The organism is Scandinavium manionii (assembly GCF_024764775.1).
In the GTDB taxonomy this organism is placed as follows: Bacteria; Pseudomonadota; Gammaproteobacteria; order Enterobacterales; family Enterobacteriaceae; genus Scandinavium; species Scandinavium manionii.
Map to the genome: position 1 here is coordinate 300,994 of NZ_JALIGC010000038.1, position 26,501 is coordinate 327,494.

Here is a 26,501-nt window from a genome sequence, read left to right on the forward strand (position 1 = left end):
CATTAATCAGTTAAGAAACATGGATTGATCTATGTCAAATAAAAGCAAAATCATACCTCTACTTAAAAATATTGCTTCTCGATTATGGGAAGGTCATGCTGCTGTTTTGGTTGGTGCTGGTTTTAGCCGTAATGCTAAACCCTTGAGTGGAACATCAAGAAGATTTCCAATGTGGAATGATCTTGGCGATCTATTTTATGAAAAAGTTTACTGTGAAAAGAATACCAGCAAATACTCCAACGTACTCAAATTAGGTGATGAGGTTCAAGCAGCTTTTGGGCGTGCAACATTAGATAAATTAATTATAGAAAATGTTCCAGATAAAGAGTATGAGCCGTCCAAGCTTCACTCATCCCTATTATCTTTACCTTGGGTTGATGTTTTTACTACAAACTATGATTCATTGTTAGAAAGAGCATGCGTGGCTGTTGATTCGCGAAAATATGATTTTGTTTTTAACAAGAATGATCTCATGAATGCAGAGAGACCACGAATTATAAAACTACATGGTAGCTTTCCTTCTGAACGACCATTTATAGTCACCGAAGAGGATTATCGAAGATACCCTATAGATAATTCACCGTTTGTAAATACAGTACAGCAATCCCTGATTGAAAACACTCTATGTCTTATTGGCTTTTCTGGAGATGACCCTAATTTTTTAAGTTGGATTGGTTGGATTAGAGATAATTTAGGTGCTGAAAACTCCCCAAAAATATTCATGATTGGTTTATTTTCCTTTAACGAAGCACAACGTAAACTATTAGAAAAAAGAAACATAGTAATTGTTGACCTAAGTTTACTAGATGATTTTGGAGATAATCATTATGAAGCACATAAAGGTTTCATAGATTTTTTAATTCAAAGTAAAGGTGCTGAAAATCAGTTTGATTGGCCCACCAATGATAACGCAGATAGAATATCACGTGGTGATTCCGAGGAAATAATTAATAATAAATTAAAAAAATGTATTGCTGTCTGGGAGCAAACAAAAAAGAACTATCCTCAATGGCTTATTACACCAGAAGAAAACCGAAGTAAACTATGGGAAAATACCATAAATTGGCTCCAAGCATGCTCTGAAGAGTATGCTTGGGAAAATAACCTTGACCTATCATTTGGATTTGAACTAGTTTGGCGAATTGACAAAAGTTTGCTGCCAATATTTGATGATGTTGCAGAGTTTTTATTTAAAATAATTGAGCAATATAAAGATTTTTTATTTTCTCAAACAAAGATAAAAACTGATAAGGAAAAAGAGATCAATGCGAAGTTACCTTCTATAATCATCGGGCTTTTAAAATATTGTAGACAAGAATCATTAGATAGCAAATGGAACGATTTAAGTTCGATTTTGACTAAACATATTATAAATTTAACTCCGGAAACACGAGCGGAGTATGAATATGAGTATATACTTCAGTCTTATTACCTCTTAAATTTTGAAGAAGCTAGAGCAAGAATTAACAATTGGGAGATAAATAAACAACTACCTTACCATGAAGTTAAACGAGCCGGTTTATTAGCCGAATTTGGTATGCTTGATGAGGCTATAACAATCCTAGAGGAATCGCTATCAATAATCAGGAGAAATAGCCTACAATCATCAAAAGATAATGATTATTCCAGTGCATCTCAGGAAGCATATGTTATTTTTATACTTAGAATGTTTAAGCACTCATGGTCTTTACCTGATAACGAAAGAGATTTATCAAACAAATATCGTTCTCGCTTAGCTTACTTATCACAATATCGTTGCGATCCCGATAATGAATTTAAATATCTAGAGATTAGGCTTGAGTCTTCTTTAGAGCATAATGCAACAAAAGTGAGATCCGATTTTGACTTGGGTAGAAGAACACAAACTACAAATTTCGGTTCTGGCACAACAGATAGTGCAGCGTTAAATTCGTTCAATTTTTTACTTTTAGCTGAAAATATTGGATTACCTTTCCATATCCCTGGTTGTACGATATTTGGTAAAACAGCCGTTAATGCAGCAAAAAATATTTATGACCATTGTCCACAATGGTCTACCTTCACAATTTTACGAGTTTTTAATGAGAAACACTTTGAATATATCCTAAGTAGAAATAATTTATCTACAATGGGTAGAACCAAAGCTGAAATACAATTTGACAAATATTATTCAAAATACGAAAACTTAATTTCTAGGCAGATGAACGACAAATTAGATAATTCATTAGATATTGAAGGATCTATGCTGAAAGTTGTTCCAGAAATCCTATCTCGATTAATTACTAAAGTTTCTTTTGAAAAGAAAGAAAAAATAATATCTTTGCTTTGTCGGTTATACAACTCAAAAGAGTTTACTGGCTACGATCATACAAAGAATCTCTTAACCCGTACAATTAATAATTTAAGTCTCGAACAAAAACTATCTTTAATTCCAATTTTCGTTGATTTCCCCTCCCAACCAATAAATGAAAATGCAAAACACTTACAAAGATTTGGTTTCACCAATCCATTTATAATAATGCTGAAAATTGCCGACGAAAAGAACAAATATTTATCAAATGTAAGTGATGATAAAAAAATATCATCAGCAAAAATAAAGTACAGCCTTCAAGAAGTAAGATATGGTGATGATCAAGTTAGGCAAGTCTCCTCAGCAAAACTCATAACTCTATATAAGCTTGGTAAGTTAAATAAAACAGATGAGAAAAGCCTGATTAAGGCATTATGGTCAAAACTAGATGAAAATGGTTTCCCGAGAGAATCAGGATATTATAGTTTCTTTTTTCTCGAGGATTTAAAACCTGAATCAGAGAACGTAGAAGAGAAGCTTCTTCATTTAATCAAACAATTTTCTTTCCCTAGGCAGGAAGGACAAGGCGTTTCTCTAACAGGGGGGAATTCACACTATTGTAATGAGCTTGTCGGCTCACTTTCTCACATGTCATTTTCCGGGGAGGACATTGAACTAATTATATCTAAATTAATCGAATGGTATCATTCGGATAAACATTATCTAGATAAAAAAGATGAAATTCATGATGAGTTTTTAAAACGATACAAGAATATTGCATTTATCACTACCATTATATTAAAAAAACATAGCCACTTAATAACAGAAAACTCAAAAAATGAGATTAGCTCATTACTCCTAGAGATGAAGAGCAAAGGAGTGCAAGTTGGTAGGGCATTAACCACTTTATCAATCATCAACAATATCCCTATAAATGAGATATGTGCTGATATAAAAAATCAATTTTACCAGACTGCTGAGAAACATGTCATTGATGCAATCGAATCAATGTATATATTACTAGATCTACATATAGACCTCTCTCACATACTTTTATTTCTTGGGCAAAAATTATCATGGAATCATGAACCCTGTGTTCAAGAAAGTCTAAGTATATCTCTAGATATTATAAAAAACAGAACAATACCTTTAGATTCTGATTTTATACAAGATATACTTATTGGCCTCCATAATATAATAGAAATAGATAAGAACCATGAAAGCAGCAATGAGTCAATTCTTAATCACCTAGAAAAGAAGGTAAAAGCTGCCAAGCTCGCATCATATATATATAACCAACACATTGAGTCAGGCTTGGAAATGCCAACCATATTGATTGAATGGAAAGAAGCATGCACTTCCTCTGATGAGTTTGAAGAAATTAGGAACGCATGGTTTTATAAAAAAGAATAGTTTCCATCTCTTGGCTGCTAACGCAGCCAAGTTTTTTATAATGGGACAGTAACAATTCATTAGTACTTACATATTTTGAATATGTTCTCTATTGTTTTCCAAAATCATAAGGGGTTATAGATATTTTCTTATTTTCATCTAGATAGTCAGCCCACCATTGGACCATCAAACGACGTTCATCCAAATGCTCAGAAGTATGGATATAAGCCGCACGCACATTATTACGCTCAGAGTGGCTTAACTGACGTTCTATAGCGTCATCACTCCACAATCCAGACTCCCCCAAAGCACCCCGAGCCATAGTTCTGAACCCATGCCCACAGACTTCCGTTTGTGTGTCATAGCCCATAGTCCGGAGCGCATTGTTAACCGTGTTTTCACTCATAACTTTGTTTGGATCGTGATCGCCGGGAAACAGCCTCGGATTATCCCCACTGAGCTGCTTCAACTCATCCAGCAAAGCTAAAACCTGAGTGCTTAACGGAACAATGTGTTCTTCCTTCATCTTCATTCCGCGATAGGAATAACGCACTCCTTTAATTTCCTCACGCTGCGCCGGTATACGCCAGCAAGCGTTATCAAAATCAAACTCATCCCATCGAGCAAATCGCATCTCACTGGAGCGAACGAAGGTAAGTAGAGATAACTCGACTGCAATACGCGTCATTTTGCGGCCGCGATAAGCAGCAAGACGGGCGAGGAACTCAGGGATTCGACTTGAATGTAAGGCGGGATAATGACGAGCTTTGGCTGAGGTTAGCGCTCCAGCCATATCACTGGCAGGATTAGAATCAATGTAATCGTTCTGAACGGCATAACGCATGATAGCCGTAACCCGTTGTTGCAGCCGCTGCGCTACATCGTGTTTTCCACTTGCATCCACGACTTTAATTGGCGCTAAGAGATTGCTGGTTTTGAGTTTACGAATATCAGCAGAGCCAATATGTGGGAAAAGATACAGTTCCAGATAACGGAGCACACGCGAGCTATGGTATTCACCCCACCGCTTATTACTGGCGTGCCATTCGCGCGCGATAGTTTCAAAGGAATAGGCACCGGAGGTTTCAGCTTGGGCTTCTTTCTGCTCAGCTTTGGGATCTATTCCTTGAACCAGAAGTTTTTTAGCTTCATCACGTTTTGCTCGTGCCTCGGCAAGAGTGATTGTCGGCCAGACACCGAATGCTAATCTGTCTTCTTTCTTATCCACTGGCCGCCGGTACTTCATGCGCCAGTATTTAGATCCTTTGCTCGTCACCTCAAGATACAAACCGCCACCATCGGCCATTTTGTAGGTTTTCTCTTTTGGTTTGGCTGTTTCGACTTGGCGGGCGTTGAGCTTCATTTTGGGGGCACATTTTCAATCGAAGTGAAGATGCCCCCAATTATGCCCCCACCAATGTCCGGATTGCAACGGATGTGCTCGGACGAATTGGGACCAAAAAAAAGCCTTTCGGCTTTAATTTTAGTAACTTACGGACTGTTACGGACGTTCTCGAACATTCAAATGGTGCCGAAGGCCGGACTCGAACCGGCACGTATTTCTACGGTTGATTTTGAATCAACTGCGTCTACCGATTTCGCCACTCCGGCACGGAAGGGGAACTGCTGATAGCGGGTGGCATTATACCTGTTGCTCATCCCTGTGCAAGCCTTGCTCAGCGTAAGCCCTTCTGAACGCCGAAAAAATCGACACTTCTCTCATCTTACCTACCACTCTGGAACCGTGCTCGCAAAACGCTGCAACGTGACGAGGGTGGTTTACATTCTTCTCCCATTGTTATCTGATCCTGTTACGGGTTTTACTATTCACCATCCGAATCAATCAGGACAACGTATGCGGTTTTATCAGGTCGATCCCACGCTTGAAAGCTACTGGCGCGGGGTTATCCTTTTTGGCAAGAACTTCGCGACCTATAAGTTTGCGCTGGCACATGCGCTGTATGACGTCTCTCATGCCCATGAAGTCATCCGTCTTGAAGACCTGGCGGTTCCATTCAGCCGACATCTCTGCGCACATCTGCGGGATGCAACCAAACAAACGCTCAACATGAGCAAACCCGGGCCATTACTGAAAGCGTGCATGCAGTTTAACGATGGCACAATCTCTGACGACCAACTCATTCAACAGACCGTGAAGCACGGGTTCGGCATTGTGCTGGACGCGTTTCACAACGTCGGTGGCGGCCCCATCGCTAAGCAGTTTTTCATCAATGAACAGCGCGCAAATAAAAGCATCCGCTTGACGGATGATTTTTATCATCTCACCCAGAGCGTACAGTTTCATAACCTGACGCATGAAACGGATGCCCGTTGGCGTCTGGTGGAGAAAGCCTGGGAGATGAACCTCCCGCCGGAACTTCTGGATGTCCATTACGATCCGAATCAGGAAACGCTGTTCACCCTGGCGAAATCGTCACGCATTACGCTCACCAGTTGCCGCAACAGCCTGAATGGCTATCAGAAAGGTCACTGTTTCTACTGCCACGCGCCCATCAGCCTTGAGGCTGGCCATGTGCAGTTGGCGGATGTCGATCATTTTCTGCCGCTGAAAATTCAATCGTCGCTACCGGGCGTGAACCTGAATGGTGTCTGGAATCTGGTTCTGGCCTGCCAGCCCTGTAATCGCGGCATTGAGGGGAAGTCGGATCGTGTGCCTGTGCTGGATTTACTGTATCGTCTTCATGCCCGCAATGAGTATTTTATTAACAGCAGGCTGCCGCTGCATGAGGCGATTATTAATCAGACCGGCAAAAATGAATCTCAACGTCGGACATTTTTAAACGCCAGCTGGAACGCGGCATTTAGCCTGCGGCTGCAAACCTGGAAGCCACCCGTTCGGGAGACACTGATCCTCTGATGACTATCAACTTTTACCAGACCAACGCCCGACAGTTTTTTGAGAGCACCGTCAACGTGGATATGTCTTCGCTGTATGCCGCATTCACCGAACAGCTTGCACCTAATGCCCGCGTGCTGGACGCCGGTTGCGGCTCGGGCCGGGACAGCAAAGCTTTTCGCGAAATGGGATATCAGGTTGAAGCCTTCGACGCATCATCTGAAATGGTGACGCTGGCTTCCCAGCATGCCGCCGTTCCAGTTCGTCAGTTGTCGTTTCATGAACTCACGGACACCGGGCGCTATCAGGGAATCTGGTGTTGTGCTTCGCTGTTGCACCTGCCCGCATCACAACTGCCGGATGCGATGCAAAAGCTTGCACGGGCTCTGACGCCTGGCGGCATCTGGTATGTCTCGTTCAAATACGGTGACAGCGAACGCGTAAAAGAGGGTCGGCATTTTACCGATCTCAATGAACGGACATTCAGCAACCTGATTCAGCAACTACCTGGCATTCACATCCAGTCGACATGGCTGACGGAAGATAAGCGGCCGGACCGGAATGAAACCTGGCTGAACGCTCTTTTGCGTAAGGCGTAGTATTTATGCTCAACGGGCAAAGGAATTGCCTGAAAAATCAGACAATCCCTTCTGCCACAGCCCTTTTCCTGCCCCCTTCTGCTAAGCACCACCTGACCCCATGCTCTACACTCTCAGTTCAACGCCATAATAGGGGAAGTGCGATGTCCATCATAAAAAGCTACGCCGCGAAGCAGGCGGGTGCCGACCTGGAAGTGTGGGAATACGATGCCGGTGAGCTGAAGCCGGAAGATGTGGAAGTCCAGGTAGATTACTGCGGGATTTGCCACTCCGACCTGTCGATGATCGACAACGAATGGGGCATGTCGAGCTATCCGCTGGTTGCGGGCCATGAAATCATTGGCCGCGTGGCTGCATTAGGCGAAGCCGCACAGAACAAAGGTCTGAAAGTGGGCCAGCGCGTGGGTGTGGGCTGGACGGCACGCAGCTGCGGTCATTGCGACGCCTGCATCAGCGGCAATCAAATTAACTGTCTGGAAGGCTCTCTGCCGACCATCATGAACCGCGGTGGCTTCGCCGATAAGCTTCGCGCCGACTGGCAATGGGTTATTCCGCTGCCGGAAAGCATTGATATTGAAACCGCAGGCCCTATGCTGTGTGGCGGCATTACGGTCTTTAAACCACTGCTGCTCAATAACGTGACCGCCACCAGCCGCGTGGGCGTAATTGGTATTGGCGGCCTGGGGCATATCGCCATTAAACTGCTGCACGCTATGGGTGCGGAAGTGACGGCGTTTAGCTCTAATCCGGCGAAGGAAAAAGAAGTGCTGGCGATGGGCGCTGACCGCGTGGTGAATAGCCGCGACCCGGAAGCGCTGAAAACGTTAGCCGGTCAGTTTGACCTGATCATCAACACCGTGAGCGTGGACCTGGACTGGCAGCCGTACTTTGAAGCGCTGGCCTACGGCGGCAACTTCCATACCGTCGGCGCGGTGATGAAACCGTTGCAGGTTCCGGCCTTTACGCTGATTGGCGGCGATCGCAGCATTTCAGGTTCTGCTACCGGTAACCCGGCGGAACTGCGTAAGCTGATGAAGTTTGCCGGTCGCACCAAAGTGGCGCCAACCACCGAGATGTTCCCGATGTCGCAAATCAATGAAGCGTTGAAGCATGTGCGTGAGGGCAAAGCCCGTTATCGCGTGGTGTTGAAAGCGGATTTTTAAGCATCGCGAGTTGAATATGAGTGCCCGGCAGCGGCTACGCCTTGCCGGGCCTGGAGGATTATCCCGTCACGACAGCGGCAAACACCTCCGCAATCACCACCGCTCCCGGGTCGCTGACGCCATCCAGGTTCTCTTTATTCACATACGATGAGCGCCCTGCTCCCGCCTTTTGCATTCTGGCCGTGCTTTCTGCGCCGGTTTTGGCCGCACTGACGGCGGCTTGCAGGTTCTGATCGCGCAAGCTTTCGAGCGCAGGTTGCAGCGCATCGATCAGCGTCCGGTCGCCGAGATCGGCCCCGCCATACTGTTTCATCTGCTGCAGACCGGTTAATAGCGCATCCGGGAGTTTTTTGCCGTCATGCACGGCCTGCCCGGCGGCGGTGAAGAAGATAGACATCAATACGCCGCTGGAGCCGCCCATTACCGTCGCCAGCCGTTCGCCAATAACCTGTAACAGCTGCGCGCTGTCGTTCAGCGGCAATTTGCCCGCGTTGAGCTGCCCGGCGATATCCCGCGCACCTTCAGCAAACGTCGAGCCGGTATCGCCGTCGCCCACTTTTGCATCCAGCGCGTTGAGGCGGCTCTCCAGGTCGATGAGCCTCTGCGTGGCGGCCAGCAGAATCGCTTTCACCTGCGGATTGTCAGACGGCGTGGCTTCGACGCTGTCATGAATTTTGTCGTGCGCGATGGTTTTGAGTGGCGCGAAAGCCACCGGTTTTTGCCAGCCGAGGGTCTCTACGTCAGCCTGTAGCGCTTGTTCAAACTCAGGCGTCAGCGTCAGCAGCGAGAGCGAAAAACCTTTCATGTCGAGCGAACTCACCAGCGTCGCGGGGCCAATCAGCCAGCTTATCTGGTTCTTCAGCGCCGAATGGGCCAGCTCTTTAGTCAGCAGCGCCATCTCCAGCGCCGACACGCCGCCGAGGTTGTTGATCAGCACTGCCACTTTGCCGTCGCCGACTTTCGCCTGCAGCGGTTGCACCAGCGTCTCGATGAGCTTTTTGCTGTTGTGGCTGTCGACCACGGAAGCGCCCGGCTCACCGTGAATCCCCAGCCCAAGCTCGACGTGGCCAGGCTTGATGCGCCCTTCTTCGTCATCGCTACCCGGCAAGTTACAGCTCTCCATCGCCACGCCGAGACTGAACACGCTGTCGCAGGCCTGCTGCGCGATGTGGCGCACTTCGCTGAGGGTTTTCCCCTGCTCGGCGGCGTAGCCTGCGATTTTATGCACCAGCGCCGTGCCTGCGATACCGCGCGGCTGTTTGTTGTCCGGCAGCGCAATGTCGTCGGCGACGATCACCATTTCAACTTTCAGGCCGTGGCGTTTGGCTTTTTCCGCCGCCAGGCCAAAGTTCAGGCGATCGCCGGTGTAATTTTTGACGATCAGCAGGCAGCCGCTATCGCCGGTCACCGCCACGATGGCGTTGAGCACCGCATCCACGCTCGGCGAGGCGAACAGGTCGCCGCACACCGCGGCGGTAAGCATCCCTTTGCCGACAAACCCGGCATGGGCCGGTTCATGCCCGGAACCGCCGCCCGAAATGACCGCCACGCGGCTTTTATCCCAATCGCTACGGGCAATCACCCGAATGGCCGGATCGATATCCAGGCGCACCAGGTTGCCGTGCGGTGCGGATAACACTATGCCTTCGATGGCGTCGTTGACCAGCTGTTTGCGGTCATTAAAGAAGAATCTGGACATTACCTTCCACTCTTTTGAAACAGGTATGAAAAGCATAGTCGGCACTGCGGTTTAAGCCGCAAAGTCGAAAACTGACTGGGCATTTTTTCCCCGGCTTTGACCTATACTCGACGCAGGAGAAACGGAGGAAACAACATGAGCTCACCCCTGCTGATTGCCCAAACGACGGAACAACAACTGTATTTGCTGCCTGGCATGGCCAACCGCCATGGGCTTATCACCGGTGCGACGGGGACGGGGAAAACCGTCACCCTGCAAAAAATGGCCGAGTCGTTTTCAGAGATTGGCGTGCCAGTATTTATGGCCGACGTAAAAGGTGACTTAACCGGTGTGGCGAAGGATGGCCAGGCCTCTGAAAAGCTGCTGGAAAGGTTGAAAAAAATCGGTGTGACTGACTGGCAGCCGCACAGTAATCCGGTGGTGGTGTGGGATATCTTCGGTGAGAAAGGGCATCCGGTTCGCGCCACGGTATCAGACCTTGGGCCATTGCTGCTCGCCCGCCTGCTTAATCTGAATGATGTACAGTCGGGCGTGCTGAATATTATCTTCCGTATCGCCGACGATCAGGGCCTACTGCTACTCGATTTTAAAGATCTGCGCGCCATCACGCAGTACATCGGTGATAACGCCAAATCGTTCCAGAATCAGTACGGGAATATCAGCGGCGCCTCGGTGGGTGCCATCCAGCGCGGGCTGTTGACGCTCGAACAGCAGGGCGCGGAGCATTTCTTTGGCGAGCCGATGCTCGACATCAAAGACTGGATGCGGGCCGACAGCAACGGCAAAGGTGTGATCAACATTCTCAGCGCCGAAAAGCTCTACCAGATGCCAAAACTGTACGCCGCCAGCCTGCTGTGGATGCTGTCAGAGCTGTACGAACAGCTGCCGGAAGCGGGCGATTTAGAGAAACCCAAACTGGTGTTCTTCTTTGACGAAGCGCACCTGCTGTTCAGCGACGCACCGCAGGTGCTGCTGGATAAAATCGAGCAGGTGATCCGCCTGATTCGCTCCAAAGCGGTCGGGGTGTATTTTGTCTCGCAGAACCCATCAGATATTCCCGATAACGTACTTGGTCAGCTCGGGAATCGTGTGCAGCATGCTCTGAGAGCCTTTACACCCAAAGATCAGAAAGCGGTGAAAACGGCGGCGCAAACCATGCGCGCCAATCCGGCATTTGATACTGAAAAAACGATTCAGGAGCTTGGCACCGGTGAGGCACTGGTGTCGTTCCTCGATGAAAAAGGCAGCCCGTCGGTTGTCGAACGGGTGATGGTGATTGCGCCGTGTTCCCGGATGGGGCCGGTGACCGATGATGAACGCAACGGGCTTATCAACAACTCGCCGCTGTACGGCAAATATGAAGATGAGGTCGACAGGGAGTCGGCGTTTGAAAAGCTGCAACAAGGCGTACAGGCCACCACTGAACAACAGAATGCGCCTCCGGCGAAGGGAGCATCGGCTGACGTCGATGAGGGTATTCTCGGCGGCCTGAAGGATATTCTGTTCGGCACCACCGGCCCACGCGGCGGTAAGCGCGATGGGGTCGTGCAGACGATGGCGAAGAGTGCCACCCGACAGATAACCAATCAGATAGTACGTGGAATGTTGGGTAGTTTGCTTGGGGGAAGAAAGCGGTAGTGAGTATTGCCCGGTGGCGCTACGCTTACCAGGCCTACAAACCGTAGGCTCGTGCAAGCGTAGCGCCGCCGGGCGCTCGCGGAGTATTACGCTTTACGCGTCATCAACCACAGGCTAATCAGGAAGAAGCTAGCACTTGGCAACAGCGCACCGACAATCGGTGGTATGCCGTACACCAGCGTTAGCGGGCCGAATATCTGGTCAAGGACGTAGAACACAAAGCCGAAGCTTATCCCTGTCACCACACGCACGCCCATCGCCACGCTTCGCAGCGGGCCGAAGATAAACGACAGCGCCATCAGCATCATGACCGCCACTGACATCGGCTGGAAGATTTTACTCCACATATTCAGCTGGTAGCGTCCGGCATCCTGGCCACTCGATTCCAGGTACTTCACGTAATTGTGCAGGCCGCTTATCGACAGCGCATCCGGATCCAGCGCCACGACGCCGAGTTTGTCCGGCGTGAGGTTGGTTTTCCAGGTCCCGCTTACGGTCTGCGAACCGGTCACCTGCTTCGGATTGCTCAGGTTGGATTCATCCACCTGCGACAGGCGCCAGGCCTTAGCGTCTTTATCAAATTTCGCCGATGCGGCGTAGCGCACCGACTGCAAACGACGCTGATCGTTGAAACTGTAAATGCTGATGGCACCCAGTTCGTCATCGCCTTTGATGCGTTCGATGTAGATGTAGTTGTTGCCGTCTTTCGCCCACATGCCCTGCTGCGTGGACAGCAGCGAACCGCCGTACATCGCCTGCGCACGCAGGTTACGCGCCATTTGCTCGCCCTGCGGAGCCACCCATTCGCCGATCGCCATGGTCAGCAGCACCAGCGGAATCGCGGTTTTCATCACCGACATCGCCACCTGCATACGGGTAAAACCCGACGCCTGCATGACCACCAGTTCACTGCGCTGCGCCAGCATCCCCAGGCCCAACAGCGCGCCCAGAAGCGCGGCCATCGGGAAGAAGATTTGCACATCTTTCGGCACGCTGAGCAGGGTATACATGCCCGCGCCGAGCGCGTCATAGGTGCCCTGCCCGGCTTTTTTCAGCTGGTCAACGAACTTGATGATGCCCGAGAGCGACACCAGCATGAACAACGTCATCATGATGGTGGTGAAAATAGTTCTACCGATATAGCGGTCGAGTACGCCAAATAACTGCATTATACCGCTCCTTTCCCGCTAAGTCGTGCGCGAACGCGACGCATCGGCACCGTATCCCAGACGTTCAGCAGTACAGCCAGGCCGAAGTACAGCAAGTTAATCGCCCACATCCAGACGGTCGGGTCAATTTTGCCCTTACCACCGTTGGATTTTAGTGAGGTTTGCACCAGGAAGAACACCAGATACAGCAGCATCGCGGGCAACATCGACAGCACGCGCCCCTGACGCGGGTTCACCACGCTCAGCGGAACCACCATCAACGCCATGATAAACACCGTCGCTATCAGCGTTAAACGCCAGTGCAGCTCTGCATTAGCTCGTGGCGTATCCGCGTGCCAAAGCGCACTCATGCCCATCTGTTCGGTGTCGTTAGGATCAAGCGCAACCGCCTGATGACCGATAATGGCCTGGTAATCCTGGAAATCAGTAATACGGAAATCACGCAGCATCGCGGTGCCTTCAAAGCGGGTGCCTTTGTTCAGGTTGACCACCTGAGAGCCGTCTTTCTGCTGCGAGAGGTGTCCGGAATCGGCCACAACCACCGACGGACGCGCGTTACCCTTGGTACGGATCTGCGCCAGGAATACGTTCTGGAAATTGCTTCCGTTAACGTCTTCAATAAACAGCACCGAATTGCCATCACTGGCCTGCTGGAACTGCCCCTTAGCCAGTGCCGCCATGCCTGGGTTGGCTTTGGCTTCCGCCAGCACTTCGTCCTGATGACGCGAAGACCACGGTCCGGCCCACATCACGTTAACGGCGGCCACGATGGCAGTAAACAGGGCGAGGATCATCGCGGCTTTCACCAGCACGGCTTTACTCAGGCCGCACGCGTGCATCACCGTGATTTCACTTTCGGTGTAGAGTTTGCCCAGCGTCATCAACAGGCCAAGGAACAGACTGAGGGGCAGAATAAGTTGCGCCATTTCTGGCACCCCGAGACCCAACAGGGAAAGCACGAGGTTTGTCGGGATGTCACCATCTACCGCTGCGCCGAGGATCCTGACCAATTTCTGGCAGAAAAAGATCAGAAGCAGGATGAAGAGGATCGCCAGCTGGCTTTTCAGCGTCTCCCGCACGAGATATCTTATGATTATCACTATAAATACGCCCGTTAAAACCCGTCTTGTTACAGGAAAATTGCTTGTTTCATGGCTTAAACGTCATTTATTCTCTTGAGTCGTCGAAAACATCGCTAAGATTATATGACTCAGCGGCTTTACGTTTCAGACCCGGTTCTGACGAGCCAACATCGCGATATCGTTAAGATTAACACGAAGTCACCGCAACAGCGGACATGAGTTACGAAAGCTTGCAATTCTATCCCGTAGCCACCGCCGTTGTCTTTAAGATTCAGGAGCGTAGTGCATGGAGTTCAGTGTAAAAAGCGGTAGCCCGGAGAAACAGCGGAGCGCCTGCATCGTTGTTGGCGTCTTTGAACCACGCCGTCTCTCCCCGATAGCCGAGCAACTCGATAAAATCAGCGACGGCTATATCAGCGCCCTGCTGCGTCGTGGCGAGCTGGAAGGCAAACCAGGCCAGACTCTGCTGCTGCACCACGTGCCGAACGTGCTCTCCGAGCGCATTCTGCTGATTGGTTGCGGCAAAGAACGCGAGCTTGATGAGCGTCAGTATAAGCAAGTTATTCAGAAAACGATCAATACGCTGAATGACACCGGCTCGATGGAAGCGGTTTGCTTCCTGACTGAGCTGCACGTTAAAGGCCGCAATAACTACTGGAAAGTACGCCAGGCGGTTGAAACGGCTAAAGAAACGCTTTACAGCTTCGACCAGTTGAAAACCAACAAAAGCGAGCCACGTCGCCCGCTGCGTAAAATGGTGTTCAACGTGCCAACCCGTCGCGAATTAACCAGCGGCGAGCGCGCGATTCAGCACGGTCTGGCGATTGCCTCCGGTATCAAAGCCGCGAAAGATCTCGGCAATATGCCGCCGAACATCTGTAACGCAGCGTACCTCGCGTCGCAGGCGCGTCAGCTGGCTGATTCCTACAGCAAGAACGTCATCACCCGCGTTATCGGTGAACAGCAGATGCGCGAGCTGGGTATGCACTCTTATCTGGCAGTCGGCAACGGCTCACAGAACGAGTCCCTGATGTCGGTCATTGAATACAAAGGCAATCCGTCAGAAGATGCGCGTCCTATCGTACTGGTCGGTAAAGGTCTGACCTTCGACTCCGGCGGTATCTCCATCAAGCCGGCCGAAGGCATGGACGAGATGAAGTACGACATGTGCGGCGCGGCGGCGGTTTACGGCGTGATGCGCATGGTGGCCGAGCTTCAGCTGCCGCTGAACGTGGTCGGCGTACTCGCGGGCTGTGAAAACATGCCGGGCGGGCGGGCGTATCGTCCAGGCGACGTGCTGACCACCATGTCCGGGCAGACGGTTGAAGTGCTGAACACCGATGCCGAAGGCCGCCTGGTGCTGTGCGATGTGCTGACCTACGTTGAGCGTTTCGAACCTGAAGCCGTTATCGACGTGGCGACCCTGACCGGCGCCTGCGTGATTGCGCTGGGCCATCACATCACCGGCCTGATGTCGAACCATAACCCGCTGGCGCATGAGCTTATCGGCGCGTCCGAACAGGCTGGCGACCGCGCGTGGCGACTGCCGCTTGGCGACGAATACCAGGAACAGCTGGAAACCAACTTCGCGGATATGGCCAACATCGGTGGTCGTCCTGGCGGCGCCATCACCGCAGGCTGCTTCCTGTCGCGCTTTGCCCGCAAGTACAACTGGGCGCACCTGGATATCGCCGGTACCGCATGGCGCTCCGGTAAAGCCAAAGGTGCTACCGGTCGTCCGGTTGCGCTGCTGTCTCAGTTCCTGCTGAACCGCGCAGGATTTAGCGGCGAAGAGTAAGTCAATGATTGCCCGGCGGCGTAATGCTTGCCGGGCCTACAAGATTTACGTAAGCCGGGCCTGCCCGGCGATACGTTTAAATCCACCACAAGAAGCCCCATATGAATAAGAATGCGACGTTTTACCTGCTCGACAACGAAGACACCGCCGACGGATTAAGCGCCGTAGAGCAACTGGTGTGCGAACTGGCGGCAGACCGCTGGCGGGCGGGGAAGCGCATTCTGATTGCCTGTGAAGATGAAAAGCAGGCCATTCGCCTCGATGAGGCGCTGTGGTCACGGCCGCCGGAAAGCTTTGTGCCACACAATTTGTCCGGTGAAGGTCCACGCGGCGGCGCGCCGGTGGAAATCGCCTGGCCGCAAAAACGTAACAGCAGCCCGCGAGATATACTGATTAGCCTGCGAGTGGGCTTTGCAGATTTTGCCACCGCTTTCACAGAAGTGATAGACTTCGTTCCTCACGAAGATTCTTTAAAACAACTGGCGCGCGATCGCTACAAAGCGTACCGCATGGCTGGATTTAACCTGAATACGGCAACCTGGAAATAATGGAAAAGACATACAACCCACAAGATATCGAACAGCCGCTTTACGAGCACTGGGAAAAGCAGGGCTATTTCAAACCGAATGGTGATGAAAGCCAGGAAAGCTTCTGCATCATGATCCCGCCGCCGAACGTCACCGGCAGTTTGCATATGGGTCATGCCTTCCAGCAAACCATCATGGACACCATGATTCGCTACCAGCGCATGCAGGGCAAAAACACCCTGTGGCAGGCGGGTACTGACCATGCGGGTATTGCTACCCAGATGGTGGTTGAACGTAAGATTGCCGCTGAAGAAGGTAAAACCCGTCACGACTACGGTCGCGATGCCTTTATCGACAAAATCTGGCAGTGGAAAGCAGAATCTGGCGGCACCATTACCCGCCAGATGCGCCGTCTCGGCAACTCCGTAGACTGGGAGCGCGAGCGTTTCACTATGGACGAAGGTCTTTCCAATGCCGTGAAAGAAGTCTTCGTTCGCCTGTACAAAGAAGATTTGATTTATCGTGGTAAGCGTCTGGTCAACTGGGACCCGAAACTGCGTACCGCGATTTCTGACCTGGAAGTGGAAAACCGCGAGTCTAAAGGCTCGATGTGGCACATCCGCTATCCGCTGGCCGACGGCGCAAAAACGGCCGACGGTAAAGATTACCTGGTGGTTGCGACCACCCGTCCGGAAACTCTGTTGGGCGATACTGGCGTTGCCGTAAACCCGGAAGATCCGCGTTATAAAGATCTGATTGGCAAATTCCTGGTGCTGCCGCTGGTTAACCGCCGCATTCCGATTGTGGGCGATGAACACGCCGACATGGACAAAGGCACCGGCTGCGTGAAAATCACCCCGGCCCACGACTTTAACGACTACGAAGTCGGTAAACGTCACGCCCTGCCGATGATCAACATCCTGACCTTCGACGGCGATATCCGTGAAAGCGCGCAGGTATTCGACACCAAAGGCGAAGAGTCTGACGTATACGCCTCAGACATCCCGGCGGCATTCCAGAAGCTGGAGCGTTTTGCTGCGCGTAAAGCGGTGGTTGCGGCTATCGACGCTCTCGGCCTGCTCGAAGAAATCAAACCTCACGACCTGACCGTGCCGTACGGTGACCGTGGCGGTGTGGTTATCGAACCGATGCTGACCGACCAGTGGTACGTGCGTGCTGACGTGCTGGCCAAACCGGCGGTGGAAGCCGTTGAAAACGGTGACATTCAGTTCGTACCGAAGCAGTACGAAAACATGTATTTCTCCTGGATGCGCGACATTCAGGACTGGTGTATCTCCCGTCAGCTGTGGTGGGGTCACCGTATCCCGGCATGGTACGACAACGACGGCAACGTCTATGTGGGCCGCACCGAAGACGAAGTGCGTAAGGATTACAACCTGAGCGCCGACGTTGCGTTGCGCCAGGACGAAGATGTGCTCGACACCTGGTTCTCCTCCGCGCTGTGGACCTTCTCCACCCTCGGTTGGCCGGAAAACACCGACGCGCTGCGTCAGTTCCACCCGACCAGCGTGATGGTTTCCGGCTTCGACATCATCTTCTTCTGGATTGCCCGCATGATCATGATGACCATGCACTTCATCAAAGATGAAGACGGCAAGCCGCAGATCCCGTTCAAGACCATCTACATGACCGGTCTGATCCGTGATGACGAAGGCCAGAAGATGTCCAAATCCAAGGGCAACGTTATTGACCCACTGGATATGGTCGACGGGATTTCGCTGGCAGACCTGCTGGAGAAACGTACCGGTAACATGATGCAGCCGCAGCTGGCAGAGAAAATCGCCAAGCGCACCGAGAAGCAATTCCCGGACGGCATTGAGCCGCACGGCACCGACGCCCTGCGTTTCACCCTGGCAGCGTTGGCTTCTACCGGCCGCGACATCAACTGGGACATGAAGCGCCTGGAAGGTTACCGTAACTTCTGTAACAAGCTGTGGAACGCCAGCCGCTTTGTGCTGATGAACACCGAAGACCAGGATTGCGGCTTCAACGGCGGTGAAATGACGCTGTCGTTGGCAGATCGCTGGATCCTCGCCGAATTCAACCAGACCATCAAAGCGTACCGTGACGCGCTGGACAACTTCCGCTTCGATATCGCCGCAGGCATCCTGTACGAGTTCACCTGGAACCAGTTCTGCGACTGGTATCTGGAGCTGACCAAACCGGTGATGACCGGTGGCTCAGAAGCTGAACTGCGCGGCACTCGCCATACACTGGTGACGGTGCTGGAAGGTCTGCTGCGTATTGCGCACCCAATCATTCCATTCATCACCGAAACCATCTGGCAGCGCGTGAAGGTTATCGCCGGGATCTCCGCCGACACCATCATGCTGCAGCCGTTCCCGGCGTTCGATGCCGCTCAGGTGGATGAAGCTGCGGCTTCTGATACCGAATGGCTGAAGCAGGCAATCATCGCGGTGCGTAACGTTCGCGCTGAAATGAACATCGCACCGGGCAAGCCGCTGGCGCTGCTGCTGCGTGGTTGCAGTCAGGATGCGCAGCGTCGCGTCAACGACAACCTCGGCTTCCTGCAAAATCTGGCGCGTCTGGAAAGCATCACCGTGCTGCCAGCCGATGACAAAGGTCCGGTATCCGTGACCAAAATTATCGACGGCGCTGAGCTGCTGATCCCAATGGCTGGCCTCATCAACAAAGAAGATGAGCTGGCGCGTCTGGCGAAAGAAGTGGCGAAAATCGAAGGTGAGATTGGCCGCATCGAAGGCAAGCTGGCCAATGAAGGTTTCGTGGCGCGTGCCCCGGAAGCCGTTATTGCCAAAGAGCGCGAGAAGCTGGACGGTTACGCAGAAGCGAAAACCAAGCTGATTGAGCAGCAGGCTGTTATCGCTGCGCTGTAATCCTCTCAGTTGGTGAAATACAAAGCCGGGGGATGCTTCCCCGGCTTCAGACTGATGACAAACCTAAAACGTTTGAGAGTCGAACCGATCGCACCAGATAAAAAACAAGGAAAATCAATTCATTGATTTTCGGCTGATCACCACAAAGAAGGAAAAACCACGCTTTTTCCTTCTTTGTCAGCACTCTCAAGCCGGGGATATCTCCCCGGCTTTTTTATATCAAATAAACGGTAATGCCGGGAACATGCCTCGGGAGACGGCGGCCAAAAAGCCTTTATCTTCCTGCTCATCAGTATCTGCCAGTGCCAGTGCATCAAGGTCACCCACAACGTTGGTGTTGTTGGCCAGATAGCGGATAAAACATATTTTCGCCCATGGGTAGGCGAGGCCACACGTCAACATTGTGGCAAGCACCAGTCGCACGATTTGCGCCAGCATCCCGATAAAGGTGATGGAAGACTGAAAGCGCAGTGTGTTAGCTAACGTCAGGCCATTAATGAAGATATTGCGCAAAGACGTCACGAAAAACGTTCCGCATAACATACCGCCGACAAAGTACAGCAAGTAGCCCATCATTATCTGCGGCATATGTTCGGCTAATAGCGCCTGTTGGGTCATGGCATCCATTTTACCGCTCATCGACGCAAAGACGAATGCCATGTAAGTGGGTATCATTAATTTCCCAATGACAATAATGAAAGGCAGAAGAATGAGCATCGCCAGCGTACAGGCGATCACGCATTTTTTAATGGAAACATTAATGTCAAAAGCATGCGTACCAAAGCGGGCATTTTTACTCAGCAGCTGCATCCATTTGCCATAGCAAACACCATTCACAATCCCGATAAGTATTAACACCGCCACTGCCAGGACAACTACGCGGATAATCAGATCAGTTATATCTGAAACCTCTCCTGATATTTTATTCAAAAGAAAGAGGACTACCACACCTGCAATCGTGATCACTACCGGCAACCCCAGTAACACCCACATAGCCTGACCATTACGACAGTTAAAACCAAAGCGCACATTATTCAGCGAGGTCATCATCGCCTCATAACGCAGGCCCTTCACTATCATTAATGGCATAACCAATATCAGAACAATCATCGGAAGCCAATTCAATACCGGGCTGATAAAACTAAAGATTAGCGTCGTCCCCAGAAGACTGACAAATAACAGAATAAAACTGCAAAATATTGCCCCACCGGTTGCGCTGTATTTAAAACGAGCCCCATTCAATTCCATGTTTTCATAGATATAATGCCGAGACTTCACCTTTGCCCATGGGAAATAAATACCCAGGGTAATTATTGTCAGTAAAAAATTCACCAGACAAATTACAAAAAACCGTCCGGCACTACCATGAAATACAAATCCATGTTGCGTATTGCGAACATCATGCTCAGTCCCAACCATACAAATAAAACTCCATTTTATTTAAAAATATAAATCCACTGAATAAAATACTTTGAGAAACATCCCACGATAGTATGAGCCTTATGCAATCCCAACGGCAAGTCGGTGACGGCGTGGAAATGGACCTTGCACAGATTTAATGAGAGTGGTATTAAATAAAAAAATGATTGAAGTATTTATATTGAGTAATTAAATGAATGCAGTCTCCGCACAACCGTTCGCGTTACGCGCCCTCGCACCTGAAGATAATGCCGCCATCGCGCGCGTCATCCGCACCGTCTCCGCTGAATACGGCCTCACGGCTGATAAAGGCTACACCGTAGCCGATCCTAATCTGGACGAGTTGTACCAGGTTTACAGTCAACCGGACCACGCCTACTGGGTGATTGAGCAAGACGGCCAGGTTGTGGGCGGCGGCGGGGTTGCGCCGTTAAAATGCAGTGAAATCGGTATTTGTGAACTGCAAAAAATGTACTTTCTGCCGACGGCTCGCGGGAAAGGCCTGGCGAAGAAGCTAGCGCTGATGGCGATGGACTACGCCCGGGAGCAGGGGTTTACCCGCTGCTATCTGGAAACGACAGCGTTTCTGACGGACGCCATCGCGCTGTATGAACGCCTCGGTTTTGAGCATATTGATGAGCCACTGGGCTGTACCGGCCATGTGGACTGTGAAGTGCGGATGTTGAAAACGCTGTAATGCGGTTTGGTGCGGGGTTCTTCCCCCTCACCTCTGCCCTCTCTCTGTACACTCCCTCAGGGAGTGGGTATCCCGCTATGAAAACGAAACTCTGCATCTGGCGTCAAAATCAGCGCCGCTTCCACTTCTCCAAAATGTCGCACGCGCGGGGTGATATCGTCGTCTGACACCTGCTGAGCCAGCGCCAGATAATCCTGATAATGCCGCGCCTCGGAGCGCAGCAGCGACAGATAAAACTTCTGCAAATCCTCATCCAGATACGACGCCAGCGCAGCAAAACGCTCGCAGGAACGCGCCTCGATGTACGCTCCGCAAATCAGCTTGTCGATAAGCGTCAGCGGTTCGTGAGTGCGCACTTCCTTGAGCATACCTTTGGCGTAGCGGCTGGCGGTTATCTTCACGTACGGAATGTCTCGCGCAGTCATGATTTCCCGCACCTGCCAGAAGTGATGCAGCTCCTCTTTGATGAGCAGCACCATACTGTCGATGAGTTGTCGGCCCCAGACATCATCGGTCTGCGGCATCACGCTTTTGCCAATCTGCTTTTGCAGGGCGGCAAAATCAGGCTCCGGGCCACCACGAAACGCAAAGGCTTCGTACGGCTGTAGCCACGCCAGCAACGCGTCGGCCCCGTCTTTGTCGGCCACGTATTTGCGTACCAATAGCATGGCGGTCTGCGCGGCTTTCAGCTCGCACACCAGATGGTCAGTCAGCAACAGAGGAAGGTGTTCAGGAGAACGGGCCTGGTCTATCCACGCCTGCGGCGTAGGGCACTGCAGAAAGGTTAAAACAGGAGCGAGTATTTGCGGGTAATGCATGAGTCTTGCGCGGTCTCGTGGATAAACTCTGAATAAAATGCGGCAGCTCGCGCTGCCGCATCCGTCATGACTTAGTGGCGAACGCCATCGTCGTCTTCGTCGATCTCGTCTTCGTCATCACCTTCTTCGCCTTCACCGTTCGGATCTTCGAAGTAGGTTCCCCAGCCGTCATATTCCACGCCAAACTTCTCAGCGAGGTTCATCAGCTGTTCAACCTGTGAATCGATGAGCTCTGGGTTCAGGGCACATTCGCTGAGTGCGTCGCAGCAGATAACCACTTCGCCGCCCTCTTCCACTTCCAGCTCTTCCGGCTCGGTCACTTCGTAACCCAGTTTGAAGACTTCAACCGCCACTTTCTCAAGCGTTTCAAAATCGTCCGCAGAGAAATGGTGCTCGATGGTGTACAGCGCGTCCGGATCGCTGCCATCATCCAGTAACTCTTCAATAATCAGACGCGTCTCTTCACGCTGCTCTTCCAGGTGCTCCGGGTTTGCCATAGCTCGTTCCTCATGATGTGCGGCAGATACTTCTATTTTCACATACCGCAGTCAATGCCTCCACCTTTCCGAGAAAGAATTGTGAAACGGGGTTGCAAATGAATATTCATACATATAAATTGAATTTTAATTCAATAAGTGGCTTAAGCCATGAGAGGAAAATATGTCTGCGTTATATCAGAACCATTTTTTGAAATTACTGGATTTTACCCCTGCGCAACTCACTCACCTGCTGGCGCTGGCCGCACAGCTGAAAGCCGATAAAAAAAGCGGCAACGAAGTGCCAAAACTGACCGGCAAAAACATCGCGCTCATCTTCGAAAAAGACTCGACCCGTACCCGATGCTCTTTCGAAGTTGCCGCATACGATCAGGGGGCACGCGTCACTTACCTCGGCCCAAGCGGCAGCCAGATTGGCCATAAAGAATCGATTAAAGACACCGCCCGGGTGCTGGGCCGGATGTATGACGGCATTCAGTATCGCGGCCACGGTCAGGAAGTCGTTGAAACCCTGGCGCAATATGCAGGCGTTCCGGTGTGGAATGGGCTGACCAACGAGTTCCACCCAACCCAACTGCTGGCCGATTTGCTGACCATGCAGGAACACCTGCCGGGCAAAGCGTTCAATGAGATGACGCTGGTATATGCGGGCGATGCACGCAACAACATGGGAAATTCGATGCTCGAAGCAGCGGCGTTGACGGGGCTGGATTTACGCCTGGTGGCCCCGCAAAGCTGCTGGCCAGAAGCGAGCCTGGTTGCGGAATGCAAAGCGCTGGCGCAAAAAAATGGCGGCGATATCACCCTGACGGAAGATGTCACTGCTGGCGTGAAAGACGCCGATTTCATCTATACCGATGTGTGGGTGTCGATGGGCGAAGCGAAGTCAAAATGGGCCGAACGTATCGGGCTGCTGCGTGACTACCAGGTGAATAAAAACATGCTGGCGCTGACCGGTAACCCGCAGGTGAAGTTCCTGCACTGTCTGCCAGCATTCCATGATGATGAGACCACGCTCGGAAAACAGATGGCCGAAGAGTACGGTTTACACGGTGGGATGGAGGTCACGGACGAGGTATTTGAGTCGGAAGCGAGCATTGTATTCGATCAAGCCGAAAACCGGATGCATACCATTAAAGCGGTGATGGTGGCGACGCTGGCACAGGCTTGATCCCCTGGATATGCCCGGCGGCGCGTTGCTTGCCGGGCATACAAAACGGTCGCAGGCCCGGTCAGCGCAGTGCCACCGGGCATATCAAACTCACGATCATTCAACCAACATCTTCACCACCGCCTTGCGCACTTTCGCAGGCGTGCCCACGGCGCACAGCGGTTTATGCACTTCGCCGGGGTAAAACACCACGAAATCGCCTTCGCTCAGCACCACGGTTTTTTCCTGCACGCCTTCCGGCAGAAACGCGATGTCTTTATCGGCCAGCCAGTCGGTGTCCGGCTTGCCCGCGGGCTGGGTGCTAAACGTCATCCCTTCCTGGCCTTTGAGAATGATTTGAATATCGAGATATTTCGCATGATATTCCGCGCGACGCTCCGCAAACGGCTCAGTGCTGTCTTCGGAAATCAGATAAAACAGTCGGTTACCGTCGATATCATGTTTCCCAAGCGGCGTGGCGTCAGTCACGTGTGACTTAACGTATTCGATGGCCTGACGCAGTTCCAGCGGCAGCCAGCTATGCAAATGGTGAATATTTCCGGCGATCATTCAAACCTCCAAATATAAAACAACGTTTCATTTTAAATTTTTATACGCGCAATCACCGGGCCACACCACTCCTTTTTTAGGGATATTTGCACTGCCGCAGGATCTTTTGAGGCAAACGTTTTCCTGTCTGTGAACGAATCGCTTGAATCCCGCGCTTAGCTGCGTATAATGCCAGCCGATTTGCCGGGAGGAAGCATGGTCAACTGCGTTCGACATTCTGTCTTACCGCGTCTGAAAACAGACGCTGGCCTGCCGTTTTTCTCCCGTTGCATCACCCCATTCAAGAAGCCCCTTTTTAAGGGGCTTTTTTTTTGCCCAGGCGTCAGGAGATAACCATGGCTAATCCGCTATATCAAAAACATATCATTTCCATAAACGATCTCAGCCGCGAAGACCTCGAACTGGTGCTGGCGACTGCCGCCAAACTGAAAGCGCACCCACAGCCGGAGTTGCTGAAGCATAAGGTTATTGCCAGCTGCTTCTTTGAGGCCTCTACCCGCACCCGCCTCTCGTTTGAAACCTCGATGCACCGTCTGGGCGCGAGCGTGGTGGGCTTCTCGGACAGCGCCAACACCTCGCTGGGCAAAAAAGGTGAAACCCTCGCCGACACCATTTCCGTTATCAGTACCTACGTGGACGCGATTGTGATGCGCCACCCGCAAGAAGGCGCGGCGCGTCTGGCGACCGAGTTTTCCGGCAACGTGCCCATCCTCAACGCCGGTGACGGTGCCAACCAGCATCCGACGCAAACCCTGCTCGACCTGTTCACCATTCAGGAAACTCAGGGCCGTCTGGAAAACTTAAGCATCGCGATGGTCGGCGACCTGAAATATGGCCGTACCGTGCATTCTCTGACCCAGGCGCTGGCGAAGTTTAACGGTAACCGTTTCTACTTTATCGCCCCGGACGCGCTGGCGATGCCGCAGTACATTCTCGATATGCTCGATGATAAAGGCATTGCCTGGAGCCTGCACGGCACCATTGAAGAGGTGATGGCGGACGTGGATATTCTGTATATGACTCGCGTGCAGAAAGAGCGTCTGGACCCGTCCGAATACGCCAACGTGAAAGCACAGTTTGTCCTGCGGGCGGCAGATCTTGAAGGCGCGCGCAGCAACATGAAGGTGCTGCACCCGCTGCCACGCATTGATGAAATCACTACCGATGTCGATAAAACGCCGCACGCCTGGTACTTCCAGCAGGCCGGTAACGGCATCTTCGCGCGCCAGGCGTTACTGGCGCTGGTTTTGAACAGCGACCTGGCACTGTAAGGGGAATGATGATGACACACGATAATAAACTTCAGGTAGAAGCCATCAAACGTGGCACGGTGATTGACCATATCCCGGCACAAATCGGCTTTAAGCTGCTGACGCTGTTCAAACTGACCGAAACCGACCAGCGCATCACCATCGGCCTGAACCTGCCATCCGGCGAAATGGGCCGTAAAGATTTGATTAAGATTGAGAACACTTTCCTGACCGACGAGCAGGTCAACCAGCTGTCGCTGTATGCACCGCAGGCCACGGTGAACCGCATCGACGAATATGAAGTGGTGGGCAAGTCACGCCCCAGCCTGCCGGAGCGTATCGAAAACGTGCTGGTGTGCCCAAACAGCAATTGCATCAGCCACGCGGAACCGGTTTCTTCGAGCTTTAGCGTCAAAAAGCGCACCGACGATATCGCCCTGAAGTGCAAATACTGTGAAAAAGAGTTCTCTCATACTGTGGTGTTGGCCAACTAATTGAGGTTGGTATCAGAAGCCGGGCTGCCTATAATGGCCCGGTTACGCCAGAACCTAATCCCGCTGTCACAAATGGAGACAACATGACTAAAGTTATCGCGACGGAAAATGCACCCGCAGCCATCGGCCCATACGTTCAGGGCGTTGATTTAGGCAGTATGATTATCACGTCCGGTCAGATCCCGGTGTGCCCGAAAACCGGCACCGTAGCAGAAGACGTTTCCGCGCAGGCGCGCCAGTCGCTGGAAAACGTGCAGGCTATCGTTGAAGCTGCGGGCCTGAAAGTGGGCGATATCGTGAAAACCACCGTTTTCGTGAAAGATCTCAATGATTTTGCCACCGTTAACGCCACTTATGAAGCATTCTTCACCGAGCATAATGCCACCTTCCCGGCACGTTCTTGTGTGGAAGTCGCGCGTCTGCCGAAAGATGTGAAAATTGAAATCGAAGCGATTGCTGTTCGTCGTTAATCGCCACACATGCCCGGCGGCATTACGCCACCGGGTTTTGTAGGCCCGTGTAAGCAAAGCGCCACCG

General features: G+C 51.4%; 24 protein-coding genes and 1 tRNA gene. 15 read left to right on the plus strand and 10 right to left on the minus strand.

Annotated elements, in window-relative coordinates; translation table 11 throughout:
- Positions 1-31 precede the first annotated feature (31 nt).
- The gene (gene dsr2 / locus MUU51_RS13305; RefSeq protein WP_258967915.1) at positions 32-3,682 is read left to right on the plus strand and encodes an anti-phage defense-associated sirtuin Dsr2; all 3,651 of its coding nucleotides are present in this window, start codon (positions 32-34) and stop codon (positions 3,680-3,682) included.
- Between the two features lie 88 nt (positions 3,683-3,770).
- Here dsr2 and MUU51_RS13310 read toward each other — a convergent pair whose 3' ends face one another.
- Both MUU51_RS13310 and MUU51_RS13315 read right to left on the minus strand, forming a co-directional pair.
- Positions 3,771-5,024 (minus strand): tyrosine-type recombinase/integrase, encoded by a 1,254-nt coding sequence (locus tag MUU51_RS13310; RefSeq protein WP_258967916.1) that lies wholly within the window; start codon positions 5,022-5,024, stop codon positions 3,771-3,773.
- 163 nt (positions 5,025-5,187) lie between these two features.
- A tRNA-Leu gene (locus MUU51_RS13315) sits at positions 5,188-5,272 on the minus strand.
- Between the two features lie 244 nt (positions 5,273-5,516).
- Between MUU51_RS13315 and MUU51_RS13320 the strand changes: the two genes are divergently transcribed.
- The 3 genes from MUU51_RS13320 (at position 5,517) to ahr (ending at position 8,280) form a co-directional block, all read left to right on the plus strand.
- The gene (locus MUU51_RS13320) at positions 5,517-6,539 is read left to right on the plus strand and encodes an HNH endonuclease family protein (RefSeq protein WP_159774821.1); all 1,023 of its coding nucleotides are present in this window, start codon (positions 5,517-5,519) and stop codon (positions 6,537-6,539) included.
- Positions 6,539-7,117 (plus strand): class I SAM-dependent methyltransferase, encoded by a 579-nt coding sequence (locus tag MUU51_RS13325; protein WP_258967917.1) that lies wholly within the window; start codon positions 6,539-6,541, stop codon positions 7,115-7,117. The genes MUU51_RS13320 and MUU51_RS13325 overlap by 1 nt, the downstream gene beginning before the upstream one ends.
- Positions 7,118-7,260: 143 nt before the next feature.
- A complete protein-coding gene (ahr, locus tag MUU51_RS13330) occupies positions 7,261-8,280 on the plus strand; it encodes an NADPH-dependent aldehyde reductase Ahr (protein WP_159774825.1) in 1,020 nt (339 codons plus the stop codon).
- A gap of 58 nt (positions 8,281-8,338) precedes the next feature.
- Here the strand turns inward: ahr and MUU51_RS13335 are convergent, their stop codons facing one another.
- Positions 8,339-9,979, minus strand: coding sequence for a glycerone kinase (locus tag MUU51_RS13335; RefSeq protein WP_258967918.1), 1,641 nt, complete (start codon positions 9,977-9,979; stop codon positions 8,339-8,341).
- Positions 9,980-10,114: 135 nt separating this feature from the next.
- Here MUU51_RS13335 and MUU51_RS13340 point away from each other — a divergent pair, with 135 nt between their 5' ends.
- Positions 10,115-11,617, plus strand: coding sequence for a helicase HerA-like C-terminal domain-containing protein (locus MUU51_RS13340; protein WP_258967919.1), 1,503 nt, complete (start codon positions 10,115-10,117; stop codon positions 11,615-11,617).
- 86 nt (positions 11,618-11,703) lie between these two features.
- Here the strand turns inward: MUU51_RS13340 and lptG are convergent, their stop codons facing one another.
- The 3 genes from lptG to MUU51_RS13355 all read right to left on the minus strand — a co-directional run bounded on the left by lptG (position 11,704) and on the right by MUU51_RS13355 (position 14,000).
- Positions 11,704-12,786, minus strand: coding sequence for an LPS export ABC transporter permease LptG (gene lptG / locus MUU51_RS13345; protein WP_159774831.1), 1,083 nt, complete (start codon positions 12,784-12,786; stop codon positions 11,704-11,706).
- Positions 12,786-13,886 (minus strand): LPS export ABC transporter permease LptF, encoded by a 1,101-nt coding sequence (lptF, locus tag MUU51_RS13350; protein WP_258967920.1) that lies wholly within the window; start codon positions 13,884-13,886, stop codon positions 12,786-12,788. Before lptF ends, lptG begins: the two co-directional genes overlap by 1 nt.
- Before the next feature lie 63 nt (positions 13,887-13,949).
- On the minus strand, positions 13,950-14,000 hold the full coding sequence (locus tag MUU51_RS13355; RefSeq protein WP_217448718.1) for a hypothetical protein: 51 nt from the start codon (positions 13,998-14,000) through the stop codon (positions 13,950-13,952).
- Positions 14,001-14,154: 154 nt separating this feature from the next.
- Between MUU51_RS13355 and pepA the strand changes: the two genes are divergently transcribed.
- The 3 genes from pepA (at position 14,155) to MUU51_RS13370 (ending at position 19,069) form a co-directional block, all read left to right on the plus strand.
- Positions 14,155-15,666 carry a leucyl aminopeptidase gene (pepA, locus tag MUU51_RS13360; protein WP_110512184.1) on the plus strand — a complete coding sequence of 504 codons (1,512 nt, stop codon included), beginning with the start codon at positions 14,155-14,157 and terminating at the stop codon, positions 15,664-15,666.
- 101 nt (positions 15,667-15,767) lie between these two features.
- Positions 15,768-16,214: a DNA polymerase III subunit chi gene (gene holC, locus MUU51_RS13365; RefSeq protein ID WP_159774835.1), complete on the plus strand. Its 447-nt coding sequence runs from the start codon at positions 15,768-15,770 to the stop codon at positions 16,212-16,214.
- On the plus strand, positions 16,214-19,069 hold the full coding sequence (locus tag MUU51_RS13370) for a valine--tRNA ligase (protein WP_258967921.1): 2,856 nt from the start codon (positions 16,214-16,216) through the stop codon (positions 19,067-19,069). Before holC ends, MUU51_RS13370 begins: the two co-directional genes overlap by 1 nt.
- 219 nt (positions 19,070-19,288) lie before the next feature.
- On the opposite strand, the gene MUU51_RS13375 is transcribed toward MUU51_RS13370, so the two are convergent.
- Positions 19,289-20,488, minus strand: a complete 1,200-nt coding sequence (locus MUU51_RS13375; RefSeq protein ID WP_258967922.1) for a YjgN family protein — start codon at positions 20,486-20,488, stop codon at positions 19,289-19,291.
- Between the two features lie 193 nt (positions 20,489-20,681).
- On the opposite strand from MUU51_RS13375, the gene MUU51_RS13380 reads away from it, so the two are divergent.
- Positions 20,682-21,185 carry a GNAT family N-acetyltransferase gene (locus tag MUU51_RS13380; RefSeq protein ID WP_159774841.1) on the plus strand — a complete coding sequence of 168 codons (504 nt, stop codon included), beginning with the start codon at positions 20,682-20,684 and terminating at the stop codon, positions 21,183-21,185.
- Between the two features lie 56 nt (positions 21,186-21,241).
- Here MUU51_RS13380 and miaE read toward each other — a convergent pair whose 3' ends face one another.
- Both miaE and rraB read right to left on the minus strand, forming a co-directional pair.
- A complete protein-coding gene (gene miaE / locus MUU51_RS13385; protein WP_159774843.1) occupies positions 21,242-22,003 on the minus strand; it encodes a tRNA isopentenyl-2-thiomethyl-A-37 hydroxylase MiaE in 762 nt (253 codons plus the stop codon).
- 71 nt (positions 22,004-22,074) lie between these two features.
- Positions 22,075-22,500, minus strand: coding sequence for a ribonuclease E inhibitor RraB (gene rraB / locus MUU51_RS13390; protein ID WP_110512178.1), 426 nt, complete (start codon positions 22,498-22,500; stop codon positions 22,075-22,077).
- A gap of 98 nt (positions 22,501-22,598) precedes the next feature.
- Here rraB and argL point away from each other — a divergent pair, with 98 nt between their 5' ends.
- Together argL and argF are read left to right on the plus strand one after the other, a co-directional pair.
- Positions 22,599-22,694, plus strand: coding sequence for a putative translational regulatory protein ArgL (argL, locus tag MUU51_RS22205; RefSeq protein WP_374684791.1), 96 nt, complete (start codon positions 22,599-22,601; stop codon positions 22,692-22,694).
- Positions 22,664-23,671, plus strand: a complete 1,008-nt coding sequence (gene argF / locus MUU51_RS13395; RefSeq protein ID WP_159774845.1) for an ornithine carbamoyltransferase — start codon at positions 22,664-22,666, stop codon at positions 23,669-23,671. The genes argL and argF overlap by 31 nt, the downstream gene beginning before the upstream one ends.
- A gap of 96 nt (positions 23,672-23,767) precedes the next feature.
- On the opposite strand, the gene MUU51_RS13400 is transcribed toward argF, so the two are convergent.
- Complete coding sequence (locus MUU51_RS13400; RefSeq protein WP_159774847.1) at positions 23,768-24,220, minus strand: YhcH/YjgK/YiaL family protein; 453 nt, start codon at positions 24,218-24,220, stop codon at positions 23,768-23,770.
- A 195-nt stretch (positions 24,221-24,415) separates the two neighbouring features.
- On the opposite strand from MUU51_RS13400, the gene pyrL reads away from it, so the two are divergent.
- The 4 genes from pyrL (at position 24,416) to MUU51_RS13420 (ending at position 26,434) form a co-directional block, all read left to right on the plus strand.
- Complete coding sequence (gene pyrL / locus MUU51_RS13405) at positions 24,416-24,553, plus strand: pyr operon leader peptide (RefSeq protein WP_110512175.1); 138 nt, start codon at positions 24,416-24,418, stop codon at positions 24,551-24,553.
- 2 nt (positions 24,554-24,555) lie between these two features.
- Positions 24,556-25,491, plus strand: a complete 936-nt coding sequence (pyrB, locus tag MUU51_RS13410) for an aspartate carbamoyltransferase (RefSeq protein WP_159774849.1) — start codon at positions 24,556-24,558, stop codon at positions 25,489-25,491.
- Positions 25,492-25,502: 11 nt separating this feature from the next.
- Entirely contained in the window at positions 25,503-25,964 is a 462-nt protein-coding gene (gene pyrI / locus MUU51_RS13415; RefSeq protein WP_258967923.1) for an aspartate carbamoyltransferase regulatory subunit, read from the plus strand.
- Positions 25,965-26,047: 83 nt separating this feature from the next.
- Entirely contained in the window at positions 26,048-26,434 is a 387-nt protein-coding gene (locus tag MUU51_RS13420; protein WP_110512172.1) for an enamine/imine deaminase, read from the plus strand.
- Positions 26,435-26,501 lie beyond the last annotated feature (67 nt).